This window comes from Streptomyces scopuliridis, from assembly GCF_042790125.1.
Classification (GTDB): domain Bacteria; phylum Actinomycetota; class Actinomycetes; order Streptomycetales; family Streptomycetaceae; genus Streptomyces; species Streptomyces scopuliridis_A.
Genome location: NZ_JBHTZS010000018.1, coordinates 71987 through 84497 on the forward strand (window position 1 = coordinate 71987; position 12511 = coordinate 84497).

A 12511-nucleotide genomic window follows, 5' to 3' on the forward strand; every position below is an offset into this window, starting at 1 on the left:
GGGGCGGTGCGCCCTGGGGTGGGTGCTTCTCGCCCGGGGGCGCCCCGCACCCCTGCCGGGGCGGTCCCCGCCTCCCCCCGCCCTGGGAGCCGCCCTGCGCTCCGCCCGGTGAGCCGTCGCGGGACGGCAGCGCGGCGCGCGGGCCCGTACCGGCGCCCACCTGGCCGCGTGGCGCACCCGCGCCGAGCAGACCGCCGCCCGATCCGGCGCTTCCGGAGCCTCCGGCGCTGACCCCGGGGCGACCGCCACCGGCCGTACCGGGACCACCGGTCAGCTGGCCGCCCGTACCGGCGGGAGCCTGGCCCGCGCCGTTCTGGCCGCCGGGACCGACGCCCGCGCCCGGCCGGCCCATCGGGCCCTTCTTGCCGCCGTGGGCGACATCGACCGGCAGCATGACGAGCGCGGTCGTACCGCCCGAGTCGGAGGGGCGCAGCTGGATCCGGATGCCGTGCCGCAGCGAGAGCCGGCCGACCACGAACAGACCCATGCGGCGCGAGACCGAGACATCCACGGTGGGCGGCGAGGCGAGCCGCTCGTTGATCGCCGCCAGGTCCTCGGGCGAGAGGCCGATACCGGTGTCGTGGATCTCGACGAGCACCCGCCCGTCGGGCAGCGCGTGACCGGTGACCCGGACCTTCGTCTGCGGGCTGGAGAACGACGTGGCGTTCTCCAGCAGCTCGGCGAGGAGGTGTACGAGGTCGTTGACGACCCGGCCCGCGACCTCGGTCGTGGGGACCGAGGCCAGTTCGATGCGCTCGTACTGCTCCACCTCGGAGGCGGCGGCACGGAGCACGTCGACCAGCGGGACGGGGCGGGTCCAGCGGCGGCCCGGCTCCTCGCCCGCGAGGACGAGGAGGTTCTCGCCGTTACGGCGCATACGGGTCGCGAGGTGGTCGAGCTTGAAGAGCGAGGAGAGCTGGTCCGGGTCGGCCTCGCGGGACTCCAGCTCGGAGATGAGGGACAGCTGGCGCTGGATGAGGCCCTGGCTGCGGCGCGAGAGGTTGGTGAACATCGCGTTGACGTTGCCCCGCAGGAGGGCCTGCTCGGCGGCGAGCCTGACCGCCTCGCGGTGCACGTCGTCGAAGGCCGCGGCGACCTTTCCGATCTCGTCCTTGGAGTGCACACCGACCGACTCGACCGAGGTGTCGACGTCCTGCGGGTCCGAGTCGGAGAGCTGCTTGACCAGCTCGGGCAGCCGCTCCTGGGCGACCCGCGTCGCGGTGTCCTGGAGCCGGCGCAGCGAGCGGATCATGGAGCGGGCCACCACGAAGGCGCCGACCAGCGAGACCCCGAGCACGAGCAGGATCACGGCTGCGTTGATGATCGCGTCCTGCTGCGAACTGGTGCGCAGCTCGCGGGCCTTGCCCTCCATCTCGCCCAGCAGCGTGGCCTCGATGGTCTTCATCGCGTCGATCCGCGTAGAAGCCTGGTCGGTCCAGTCCAGATACGAGCGGTTGGGCTGCGTCTGGAGCCCGTCGGTGGTGCCGAGGACGCGGTCCGCGTACTTCTCGGACGCCTGGATCTCCGGGTTGCCCTGGCCGTTGAGCGGAGCCATCAGCTCCTCGGCGTTGCCGCCCATCGACTCGTACAGCCGGCTGAAGGAGGTGAGGGCGTTCTTCTCCTTGGTGGCCGCGGCCAGACCGTAGAGGCGGTCGTTCTCGGTGAGCTTGCCCTTGGTCTTCGGGTCGGCCGGCAGCGCGGCGGCGATGATCGCCCGCTGGATCGACGCGTACTCCTTGGCGGACGAGAACGCGGCCAGCGCGCGGGTCCGCTTGATCATGTCCGGGTTGCTGGTCGCCTGCGCCATGTCCTGCGAGAGGCTCAGCAGCGAGTCGATCAGCCCGCTGTACGCGTCGACCGTCAGCGAGTGCGCGTCCGACGTGTAGGCGCCCTTGCGGATCTCGCTGATCTTGTTGACCTGGGTGGCGATCTGGTTGACGTTGGAGCGGATGCTCTCCAGCGCCTGGTCGCCGTCGGTGTTGCCGATGTCGACCGTGGCGTCGAGGAACGCCCTCTTGGCGCGGTCGGTCGCCGTACGGCGGTCCTGGACCTTGAAGTCCTTGGGATTGACGCCGTTGTTGAGCGGACCCGCCGACTCGTCACGCTCCAGCTGGAGCGCGGCGGCCAGGCTGGTCGCCTCCTTGGTCATCTTGGTGAGCAGCTGCATGTGCTCCAGCTGCTGCATGTCGTTCATCGACTCGTTGATCCGGAGTCCACCCAGAGTGGTGGCCGCGACCACGGGGAGGGTGAGCAGCGCCACCAGGCGCGTGCTGATGCGCCAGTTGCGCAGCGCTATTCGTGACCCCGCGTCAGTGGGCGCCGCTGCCTTGGGCGCTGACTGGGGCGCGGCCGGGGACCCGCTGCCAGGGGCCGCCCCGGGGCGTCCCGCACGGCCGCCGGTCTCGCCCGACGGTGCCGGGCCCGGGTTCTGGGTGTGCTGGGGCGAGGAGCCGCGGTCGGTTCCGCCACGGGACTCCTGCTCCGCCGCAGCGCTGCTATCCCTCTTGAAACGTCCCTGCACTAGCGTCGCAACCTCTGGACCAGGCGTCCCCCCGCGAACGGCGGGACGGTGTCGGCGTCTTGGGGCGCTGAGCGCTCCCCATGGTGGTCGTGAGTGACCGGCGCTTGCTCCCCTTCCCCACCGCCACTCGGCGCTGCGTTGCGCCCTTGCGCGCCGGTACTTGAAACCCGCGGCGGTGGGGGGAATTCCAGCACAGTGCAGGATCTCCAACAAGGGCAGACGGCTCCCCTGTGACCTGAATGACACGGTGTGAGCGGCGCATCACAAGCCGTAGAAAGGGTTCGCGGAGGAAAGGGACTTTTATTGACGAGCCACTTACGGGTGGGGGGTGTCCCAGTCCTCATGATCAGGAGCGGAATGTTACGTTCAGTAGTGCATTGTCCGTTTCCTTGACCGTCGACACCTGTCCGTAATGCGAGAAATGCCCGGCGATTCGTGAGCAAACTCACACGGTGATCGTCGATGGATGCCCGCACCGCCGGGGAATTGGGTGTTTAGCCTGACGCTTTACAGGGATGGCATATCCGACAAGCGGCGCCCCGGCGCCCGTACTACCGACAGGGTCTGACAGCAGAGATGAAGACGACGATGATCTTCCGCACCACCGCCAACCCCCGGCGCACCACGCTGGCGCATCTGAAGGACGCCGAGGAACTGGTCCCCGTGGAGCAGCCGGAGCACCCTGTGGAACTGCCGAACCGCACCGCCAACCCCCGCCGTACGACCCTCATGGACGCGCCCGCGGCCCCGTAGGTTCCCGCCGGGCCCGGATCCGGGTGAGCCGCCTCCGTCCTTCCCTCGTCTAGCCTGGAGTGTCAGTCTCCAGACCAGCCAGCAAGAGTGAGGGGCGACAGCATCCCGTGCGCATCGCCAGATTCTCCATCGACGGCAATGTCGCCTTCGGCGCGGTCGAGGGCGACGGCAGCGGCGACCCCGCCGGCCTCGTCCTCGACATCATCAAGGGCATTCCGTACGCCGACTTCGAGCTCTCCGGCACCAAGGTCCCGCTGAGCAAGGTCCGCCTCCTGCCGCCCGTGATCGGCAACAAGATCCTCGGCATCGGCCGCAACTACGCCGATCACGCGGCCGAACTGGGCAACGCCGTACCGGAAGTCCCCGTCGTCTTCCTCAAGCCGACCACCGCGCTGATCGGCACCGGCGACGCCATCGAGTACCCCTCCTTCTCGCAGGAGGTGCACTACGAGGCCGAACTCGCCGTCGTCATCGGCCGGATGTGCCGCGAGGTCCCGCGCGAGCGCGTGAAGGACGTCATCTTCGGCTACACCTGCGCCAACGACATCACGGCCCGGGACGCCCAGCGCAGCGAGAACCAGTGGTCCCGCGCCAAGGGCTTCGACACCTCGTGCCCGCTCGGCCCCTGGGTGGAGACCGACCTCGACCCCTCCGACCTCACCCTCCAGTGCACGGTCAACGGCGAGCAACGCCAACTGGGCCGGACGAGCGAGATGATCCGCTCCATCGAGGACGTGATCGTCCACATCACCGAGGCCATGACGCTGCTCCCGGGCGATGTCATCCTCACGGGCACCCCCGCCGGGGTCGGCCCCCTCAGCGTCGGCGACGAGGTCGCCGTCACCATCGAAGGCATCGGCACTCTCACCAACAAGGTGATCAAGCGTGGCTAACGGACCCGTCCGTGTACGTTTCTGTCCCTCGCCGACCGGCAACCCCCATGTGGGACTGGTCCGCACCGCCCTGTTCAACTGGGCGTTCGCCCGCCACAGCGGCGGCACCATGGTCTTCCGCATCGAGGACACCGACGCGGCGCGCGACTCCGAGGAGTCGTACGCGCAGCTGCTCGACTCGATGCGCTGGCTGGGGCTCGACTGGGACGAGGGTCCCGAGATCGGCGGGCCGCACGCGCCGTACCGCCAGTCGCAGCGGATGGACCTCTACCGCGACGCCGCGGAGAAGCTGCTCGCCGCGGGCCACGCGTACCACTGCTACTGCACCACCGAGGAGCTGGAAGCGCGCCGCGAGGCGGCCCGCGCGGCCGGCCGGCCCTCGGGGTACGACGGCCAGTGCCGCGATCTGACCGCGGAGCGCAAGGCGGCGTACGAGGCCGAGGGCCGGACCTCCATCGTCCGCTTCCGGATGCCCGACGAGCCGATCACCTTCACGGACCTGGTCCGCGGTGAGCTGACCTTCACCCCGGAGAACGTCCCGGACTACGGCATCGTGCGCGCCAACGGCGCCCCGCTCTACACGCTCGTCAACCCGGTCGACGACGCGCTGATGGAGATCACCCACGTCCTGCGCGGCGAGGACCTGCTCTCCTCCACCCCGCGCCAGATCGCGCTCTACAAGGCGCTGATCGAGCTGGGCATCGCGAAGGAGATCCCGGCGTTCGGGCACCTCCCGTACGTCATGGGCGAGGGCAACAAGAAGCTCTCCAAGCGTGACCCGCAGGCGTCCCTCAACCTCTACCGCGAGCGCGGCTTCCTGCCCGAGGGACTGCTCAACTACCTCTCGCTGCTGGGCTGGTCGCTCGCCGCGGACCGGGACATCTTCTCGATGGAGGAGATGGTCGCCGCGTTCGACATCGCGGACGTCAACGCCAATCCGGCCCGCTTCGACCTGAAGAAGGCCGAGGCGATCAACGCCGACCACATCCGGCAGCTGGACGTGAAGACGTTCATCGAGGCGTGCGGCCCCTGGCTGAAGGCCCCGCACGCGCCCTGGGCGCCGGAGTCCTTCGACGCCACGGCCTTCGAGGCGCTGGCCCCGCTGGCCCAGACCAGGGTCACGGTGCTCTCGGACATCACGGCCAATGTCGACTTCCTCTTCCTCGACGCCCCGGCGGAGGACGAGGTGTCCTGGACGAAGGCGATGAAGCCGGGCGCGGACGCGCTGCTGGCCACGGCCCGTACGAAGATCGCCGAGGCGGAGTGGAACGCCGAAGCGCTCAAGAACGCGGTGCTCGCGGCCGGCGAGGAGCACGGCCTCAAACTGGGCAAGGCCCAGGCCCCGGTCCGCGTCGCGGTCACGGGCCGCACGGTGGGCCTGCCGCTCTTCGAGTCCCTGGAGATCCTGGGCCGTGAGCGCACCCTGTCCCGGATCGACGCGGCACTGGCGAAGCTGACGTCCTGAGGACCGCCGCGGGGTGGCGTCGTTGCCGCGTACACCGGGGGATGACCCCCGAACCCCGAGCCGTGGGGCCGTCGCGGGGTACCGTCGGTGTCATGCCGATACGTGCCGTCCTCTGGGACATCGACGACACCCTCTTCGACTACACCAGCGCGGACCGCGCCGGCATGCGGGATCATCTCGCCGCCGAGGGCCTGGCCGACCGATTTCCCACGGTCGACCGGGCCCTCGGGCGTTGGCGGGAGATCACCGATCTGAACTGGGACCGGTTCGCCGCCGGGGAGACCGACTTCCAGGGGCAGCGACGCGACCGCGTGCGGATGTTCCTCGGGTCCGAACTGAGCGACGCGGAGGCGGACGCCTGGTTCGAGCGGTACATCGTTCACTTCGAGTCCGCCTGGTCGCTGTTTCCCGACAGCCTCGCCGTGCTGGACGGGCTGGCCGCCGACTACCGGCAGGCCGTTCTGTCGAACTCCAGCATCCGCAACCAGGACCGCAAGCTGCGCGTCCTGGGGGTACGGGACCACTTCGAGGCGGTGCTGTGCGCGGCCGAGCTGGGCGTCTCCAAGCCCCACGCCGCCGCCTTCCACGCCGCCTGTGACGCGCTGGCGCTGGACCCCCGGGAGGTGGCGTACGTGGGCAACGAGCCGGACATCGACGCCGGCGGGGCGGTGGCCGCGGGGCTCGCCGGGGTCTGGCTGGACCGGGGCGGGATCGGCGGGCGCCCCGAGCTGGTGCGGATCACCGATCTCGGCCAGCTTCCCGGCCTGCTGCGCGGCGATACCCGTTTTGGAGCGCCGTCCGCGATCGGGTAATGTTCTTCCTGCGCCGCCCAAGAAGACCGAAAGGTCCGGCCGGGAGACGCAAGCCAGACAAACCCCCGCATGGGGGTTCAGTTTTGGTGGGCTATGGTGTAATTGGCAGCACGACGGTTTCTGGTTCCGTTAGTCTAGGTTCGAGTCCTGGTAGCCCAGCGCAGATGTTCTCTGCAACGCCCCCGTTGTGTAGCGGCCTAGCACGCTGCCCTCTCACGGCAGTAGCGCCGGTTCGAATCCGGTCGGGGGTACAGATCCTTCTCTCCGACGTCTTCGGGTCGCACCTGGATACGTCGATGCAGGATCGCTAGGGCCCCCGTTGTGTAGCGGCCTAGCACGCTGCCCTCTCACGGCAGTAGCGCCGGTTCGAATCCGGTCGGGGGTACTGGTCTAAACCACCTATGGGCTATGGTGTAATTGGCAACACGACGGTTTCTGGTTCCGTTGTTCTAGGTTCGAGTCCTGGTAGCCCAGCTGGACTTCGGTCCATGCCCCCGTTGTGTAGCGGCCTAGCACGCTGCCCTCTCACGGCAGTAGCGCCGGTTCGAATCCGGTCGGGGGTACATCGAGCAGTACGAGAAGGCCCTTCCGTTCGCGGGAGGGCCTTTCCGCTGTCCCGGTCCACGGCTACGACGCCAACCACCGCTGTCGAAGGGCCTGTTGGACTCCTCCGCCGATAGCCGATACCGGCCCGGCCGCTGCGGCGCTGGAGCGGCCTGCCGGTGGCAGTGAACGTGACAACGGGGAGCGCGGAGCGTGCGAAGAAAAGCCCCGAGGGCCTGGCGGCGGCGGATCAGCCGCTGCGGCGCAGGGCCTCGCTCAGCCGGCCCGCCGCGTCGATGACGGCCTGCGCGTGCATCCGGCCCGGGTGCCGGGTGAGCCGCTCGATCGGTCCGGATACCGAGACCGCCGCGACCACGCGGTTGGAGGGCCCCCGTACCGGCGCGGAGACCGAGGCCACGCCCGGCTCGCGCTCGCCGATCGACTGGGCCCAGCCCCGGCGCCGTACGCCCGAGAGCGCCGTCGCCGTGAATCTGGCCCCCTGGAGACCGCGGTGCAGCCGCTCGGGCTCCTCCCAGGCCATCAGGATCTGGGCCGAGGAACCCGCCTTCATCGTGAGCGTGGAGCCGACCGGGACCGTGTCCCGCAGTCCGGAGAGCCGCTCCGCCGCCGCCACGCATATCCGCATGTCGCCCTGGCGTCGGTAGAGCTGCGCGCTCTCGCCGGTCATGTCCCGCAGATGTGTGAGTACGGGTCCGGCCGTGGCCAGCAGACGGTCCTCGCCGGCCGCGGCGGCCAGCTCGGCCAGCCGCGGGCCGAGAATGAACCGGCCCTGCATGTCCCTCGCCACCAGCCGGTGATGTTCCAGTGCCACGGCCAGTCTGTGTGCCGTGGGCCGTGCGAGCCCGGTCGCCGCGACCAGTCCGGCGAGGGTGGCCGGACCGGACTCCAGGGCGCTCAATACCAGAGCAGCCTTGTCGAGAACGCCGACGCCGCTAGAGTTGTCCATGAAACGATACTCGCGTCTCACTCTGTGAAACGCAAGTTCAATTTCCCAGGGAACTTGCCAACCTGTATGTACGGGCCCGCGGACCGACGGGTCTCCAGGCGACGTCCCGTACGTGGGGAACGGGCGTGGGCCCACATATCTCTAGGAGCGCCGGCTGTGAGAGCCGGTCGGAGGGAAAGCGATGGGTAGGACACTCGCGGAGAAGGTCTGGGACGATCATGTCGTCCGGCGCGCAGAGGGCGAGCCCGACCTCCTCTTCATCGATCTGCACCTGCTGCACGAGGTGACCAGCCCCCAGGCCTTCGACGGCCTGCGGATGAGCGACCGGAAGGTCCGGCGGCTCGACCTCACCCTCGCGACCGAGGACCACAACACCCCCACCCTCGACATCGACAAGCCCATCGCGGACCCCGTCTCCCGTGTTCAGTTGGAGACGCTCCGTAAGAACTGCGCCGACTTCGGCGTACGGCTGCACCCGCTCGGCGATGTCGAGCAGGGCGTCGTCCATGTCGTGGGCCCGCAGCTGGGGCTGACCCAGCCCGGCACCACCGTGGTCTGCGGTGACAGCCACACCTCCACCCACGGCGCCTTCGGCGCGCTGGCGTTCGGCATCGGCACCAGCCAGGTCGAGCATGTCCTGGCCACTCAGACACTGCCGCTGGCCCGCCCCAGGACCATGGCGATCACGGTCGAGGGCGAACTGCCCGCCGAGGTCACCGCCAAGGACCTGATCCTCGCGATCATCGCCAGGATCGGCACCGGCGGCGGCCAGGGCTACATCCTCGAGTACCGGGGCTCCGCCATCGAGAAGCTCTCGATGGAAGCGCGGATGACCGTCTGCAACATGTCCATCGAGGCCGGGGCCAGGGCGGGCATGATCGCCCCCGACGAGACCACCTTCGCCTATCTCAAGGGCCGTGACCACGCCCCCGAGGGCGCGGACTGGGACGCGGCGGTCGCCTACTGGCAGACCCTGCGCACCGACGACGACGCGGTCTTCGACGCCGAGGTCTTCATCGACGCCGCGGAACTGGCCCCGTTCGTCACCTGGGGCACCAACCCCGGTCAGGGAGCGCCGCTCTCCGCGAACGTCCCCGACCCGGCTTCGTACGAGGACGCCTCGGAGCGCCACGCCGCCGAAAAGGCCCTGGAATACATGGGGTTGACCGCCGGGCAGGCGCTGCGCGACATCAGGGTCGACACCGTCTTCGTAGGCTCCTGCACCAACGGCCGTATCGAGGACCTGCGCTCGGCGGCCTCGCTGCTCGCCGGCCGTAAAGTCGCCGACGGCGTACGGATGCTGGTGGTCCCCGGTTCGGTACGGGTCGCCCTCCAGGCCGTCGAAGAGGGCCTGGACAAGGTCTTCACCGCCGCGGGGGCGGAGTGGCGGCACGCCGGCTGCTCGATGTGTCTGGGTATGAACCCCGACCAACTCGCGCCCGGCGAGCGCTCCGCGTCCACCTCCAACCGCAACTTCGAGGGCCGGCAGGGCAAGGGCGGCCGTACCCACCTGGTCTCTCCCCAGGTCGCCGCCGCCACCGCCGTGCTGGGTCATCTGGCCTCGCCCGCCGATCTGTCCGACACCGATGCCGGCGCCCGTACGCCCGCTGGAGCGCGATAACCATGGAAGCCTTCACCACCCACACCGGCCGGGCCGTACCGCTGCGCCGCAGCAACGTGGACACCGACCAGATCATCCCGGCGCACTGGCTCAAGAAGGTCACCCGCGACGGCTTCGAGGACGGGCTCTTCGAGGCCTGGCGCAAGGACCCCGGGTTCGTCCTCAACCGCCCCGAGTACGCGGGGGCCACCGTGCTGGTCGCGGGACCGGACTTCGGTACCGGATCGTCCCGTGAACACGCCGTCTGGGCCCTGCAGAACTTCGGTTTCAAGGCCGTCATCTCCTCCCGGTTCGCCGATATCTTCCGCGGCAACTCGCTCAAGAACGGTCTGCTGACCGTGGTTCTGGAGCAGCCGGTCGTGGACGCCCTCTGGGCGATCGCGGAGAGCGACCCCACGGCGGAGATCGCCGTGGACCTGGAGCAGCGCCAGGTGCGGGCGACCTCCCCCGACGGAGCAACGCTGACGGCTGATTTCGAGCTTGACGAGAACGCCCGCTGGAGGTTGCTGAACGGGCTCGACGACATCAGTCTCACCCTTCAGAACGAAGCGGAGATCGCCGCGTACGAGGCCGCCAGGCCGTCCTTCAAACCGCGCACAATTACCGCCTGAGCAGCGCTTTTCCCCTGCCGCACCCCCTGCCTCCTGGCAGGGGGTGCAGTTGCTTGTTGAGCCCCTGTCGGGCGACAACTCGCCCCAGATGGCACAATCGGTGCATGGAACGCGACAACCAACTCAAGCTCTACGGGTTAGTCGCCGAACAACTCAAAGAAGCGCACGCGAAGGTGCGTGCACTGCAAGTCCCGGATGGCGTACGGATGGCGCTCTCCCGGAAGCTGCTGGTCATCACGGCCGCGGCGAAACACGATCTCCCGGATGCGGCGCGACGTCTGGACCGCTTGATGAAGGACCTGGACGAGGGTCGATTTCCGGAAGGCGACTGACCTCCGCGGATCTCCGCCAGGTCGACTTCGTTGCGGCACTAGGGTGATTAGCCCGTTTCGTGTTTGATTTGCGGTATATATCTGCCTAACGTGCGAAAAAGCTTGAACACTTTCGTTCTGGCAATGTCTCCGAAGGGGAAGACGTGAACAAGGCGCAGCTCGTAGAAGCGATTGCGGACAAGGTCGGCGGCCGTCAGCAGGCCGCGGACGCGGTCGACGCGGTACTCGACGCGATCGTCCGCGCGGTGGTCGCCGGTGACCGGGTCTCGGTCACCGGATTCGGCTCGTTCGAGAAGGTCGACCGCCCGGCCCGCTACGCCCGTAACCCGCAGACCGGTGAGCGCGTCCGGGTCAAGAAGACCTCGGTGCCGCGATTCCGCGCGGGACAGGGCTTCAAGGACCTGGTCAGCGGCTCGAAGAAGCTCCCCAGGGGCGGCGAGGTGGCCGTCAAGAAGGCCCCCAAGGGCAGCCTCTCGGGCGGCGTTTCCGCCCGTACGACCGTGAAGGCCGCGGCGAAGAAGGCCACCGCCAAGACCGCGGCGGCCCGCAAGACCGCGGTCAAGAAGGCCACGGCCGCCAAGAAGACCGCGGTCAAGAAGACGGCCGCTGCCAAGAAGGCCGCCGCGAAGAAGGCCACGCCGGCGAAGAAGACCGCCAAGACGGCCGCGGCGAAGAAGGCCACCGCGAAGAAGACCGCGCCGGCCAAGAAGGCGACGGCCAAGAAGGCTCCCGCGCGAAAGGCCACCGCGCGCACCACCACCGCGAAGAAGACCGCCGCCAGGAAGAAGTAGGCAGGAAGCGGCACAGGGCCACACGCGCCGGGCCGGGCTCCCCTCGGGGAGCCCGGCCCGCGGCGTTGTACGGGGTACCGGGGGCCCGGACGGGACGCGTCAGAGCGTCTGGAGCGTCACCAGCGTGATCCGGAGGGACGCGCCCTCGCCCTCGGTCTCGATCCGTACGCGCTGCCCGGGCCGGAGCAGCCGCAGCCCGCCCGCGTCGAAGGCGGCCGCGTCGAACTCCACCGGGGTGCCGTCGTCCAGCAGCACACTCCCGGCGCGGGTCTCGGAATCGTATGTGTACGAGGTCGCCTGCATCACCGCAGCGTAGCGGTCCCGTGCCGGCCCGTGGGAGCCGTGCTCAGCTCCCCGGCCGCGGCGCGGGCAGCGGGCCGCCCGGCGCGTACCTGCGGGCCGTGTACGGGCCAAGACCCAGCGCCGCCGCCGCCCGCAGATCATCGCCCGTGTCCACGTCCTGTCGTACGGAATCGACCCCGGTCAGCACAATTTCCACCGCGCCCGAGGACAAATGCCGATGCCGGGAGGGACCGCCGAAAGCCGGATTCAATTCGGCACCGGGCGCGGCCGTCAGCAATGTCGTACCGATTTCGGCGGCATCCGCGAGAAAGGCGCGCGGAAATGCGTCCGCGGCGGAGAGCACCCGGGCCAGTTCGGCGGGCCGCAGCGCCGGCAGATCCGCGTTGAGCGCGGCCACGGCCGCCCGTGGCCTGACCGCCCTGACGGCCCGCGCGCCATGCGCCAGCGCCGCGTTGAGACCGTTCGCCGGGGAGTCGGGCACGATACGCGCCCCCAGTTCCGCCAGTTCCGCGCCCGCCGTCGGGTCGTCCGTGACGACCACCACATCCCGGACGAGCGGGCTGGCCAGCGCGGCTGCCACGGTGTCCTGCGCGAACGCGAGGGCGAGCCGCGGGCGCAGGGCGTCGCCCGCCGTTCCGGCGAGCCTGCTCTTGGCCAGCCGGAGCGGTTTGAGGGGGACGACCAGAGACCAGCGGGCGGTCGGGTCGGTGTTCGTGGCGGACTCTCCGTCCATGCTGTGGCGGCCCAGGTGTATCCGCCCTCTATTGTGGCCCGGCACCGTCCCGGCCCACAGAGGTGGTCCCGGGGGCGGGGCGTACGGTGTTCTCGACAGAGCAGGGGCCCGGGGCCACACTTGACCCCCGGCAGCCGGGCAGTGAGCCGGGCGAGAAGAGGAAGGT

12 protein-coding genes and 5 tRNA genes are annotated in these 12511 nt (G+C 69.6%); 13 read left to right on the forward strand and 4 right to left on the reverse strand.

Translation table 11 applies throughout. The features are described from left to right. The coding region (locus ACFRKB_RS25385) for a sensor histidine kinase (RefSeq protein ID WP_383108718.1) at window positions 1–2521 on the reverse strand (2521 nt) is incomplete at its 3' end. 576 nt (window positions 2522–3097) lie between these two features. Between ACFRKB_RS25385 and ACFRKB_RS25390 the strand changes: the two genes are divergently transcribed. The 9 genes from ACFRKB_RS25390 to ACFRKB_RS25430 all read left to right on the forward strand — a co-directional run bounded on the left by ACFRKB_RS25390 (window position 3098) and on the right by ACFRKB_RS25430 (window position 7007). Continuing rightward, a complete protein-coding gene (locus ACFRKB_RS25390) occupies window positions 3098–3274 on the forward strand; it encodes a hypothetical protein (protein ID WP_365976292.1) in 177 nt (58 codons plus the stop codon). 107 nt (window positions 3275–3381) lie between these two features. Further along, a complete protein-coding gene (locus tag ACFRKB_RS25395) occupies window positions 3382–4167 on the forward strand; it encodes a fumarylacetoacetate hydrolase family protein (protein ID WP_383108719.1) in 786 nt (261 codons plus the stop codon). After that, complete coding sequence (gene gltX / locus ACFRKB_RS25400; protein ID WP_383108721.1) at window positions 4160–5632, forward strand: glutamate--tRNA ligase; 1473 nt, start codon at window positions 4160–4162, stop codon at window positions 5630–5632. Before ACFRKB_RS25395 ends, gltX begins: the two co-directional genes overlap by 8 nt. Before the next feature lie 92 nt (window positions 5633–5724). Beyond that, a complete protein-coding gene (locus ACFRKB_RS25405; protein WP_383108722.1) occupies window positions 5725–6444 on the forward strand; it encodes an HAD family hydrolase in 720 nt (239 codons plus the stop codon). Window positions 6445–6531: 87 nt separating this feature from the next. Then, window positions 6532–6603: transfer RNA gene (locus ACFRKB_RS25410), tRNA-Gln, on the forward strand. A gap of 19 nt (window positions 6604–6622) precedes the next feature. Beyond that, window positions 6623–6695, forward strand: a tRNA-Glu gene (locus ACFRKB_RS25415). A 61-nt stretch (window positions 6696–6756) separates the two neighbouring features. Continuing rightward, a tRNA-Glu gene (locus ACFRKB_RS25420) sits at window positions 6757–6829 on the forward strand. 17 nt (window positions 6830–6846) lie between these two features. Then, window positions 6847–6918, forward strand: a tRNA-Gln gene (locus ACFRKB_RS25425). Between the two features lie 16 nt (window positions 6919–6934). After that, window positions 6935–7007 (forward strand) — tRNA-Glu (locus tag ACFRKB_RS25430). Between the two features lie 230 nt (window positions 7008–7237). Here ACFRKB_RS25430 and ndgR read toward each other — a convergent pair. Continuing rightward, complete coding sequence (gene ndgR, locus ACFRKB_RS25435; protein WP_030351789.1) at window positions 7238–7954, reverse strand: IclR family transcriptional regulator NdgR; 717 nt, start codon at window positions 7952–7954, stop codon at window positions 7238–7240. Between the two features lie 181 nt (window positions 7955–8135). Here ndgR and leuC point away from each other — a divergent pair, with 181 nt between their 5' ends. From leuC to ACFRKB_RS25455, 4 genes are all read left to right on the forward strand, one after another. Continuing rightward, window positions 8136–9575 carry a 3-isopropylmalate dehydratase large subunit gene (gene leuC, locus ACFRKB_RS25440; protein ID WP_383108723.1) on the forward strand — a complete coding sequence of 480 codons (1440 nt, stop codon included), beginning with the start codon at window positions 8136–8138 and terminating at the stop codon, window positions 9573–9575. Window positions 9576–9577: 2 nt separating this feature from the next. Further along, window positions 9578–10186 carry a 3-isopropylmalate dehydratase small subunit gene (gene leuD, locus ACFRKB_RS25445; protein WP_383108724.1) on the forward strand — a complete coding sequence of 203 codons (609 nt, stop codon included), beginning with the start codon at window positions 9578–9580 and terminating at the stop codon, window positions 10184–10186. A 104-nt stretch (window positions 10187–10290) separates the two neighbouring features. Next, entirely contained in the window at window positions 10291–10518 is a 228-nt protein-coding gene (locus ACFRKB_RS25450; RefSeq protein WP_383108726.1) for an SCO5555 family protein, read from the forward strand. A gap of 143 nt (window positions 10519–10661) precedes the next feature. Beyond that, window positions 10662–11309, forward strand: a complete 648-nt coding sequence (locus tag ACFRKB_RS25455; protein ID WP_365976286.1) for an HU family DNA-binding protein — start codon at window positions 10662–10664, stop codon at window positions 11307–11309. Window positions 11310–11408: 99 nt separating this feature from the next. Here the strand turns inward: ACFRKB_RS25455 and ACFRKB_RS25460 are convergent, their stop codons facing one another. Beyond that, entirely contained in the window at window positions 11409–11612 is a 204-nt protein-coding gene (locus tag ACFRKB_RS25460; RefSeq protein WP_249953755.1) for a hypothetical protein, read from the reverse strand. A gap of 43 nt (window positions 11613–11655) precedes the next feature. Continuing rightward, on the reverse strand, window positions 11656–12345 hold the full coding sequence (gene cofC / locus ACFRKB_RS25465; RefSeq protein WP_383108727.1) for a 2-phospho-L-lactate guanylyltransferase: 690 nt from the start codon (window positions 12343–12345) through the stop codon (window positions 11656–11658). Between the last annotated feature and the right edge of the window lie 166 nt (window positions 12346–12511).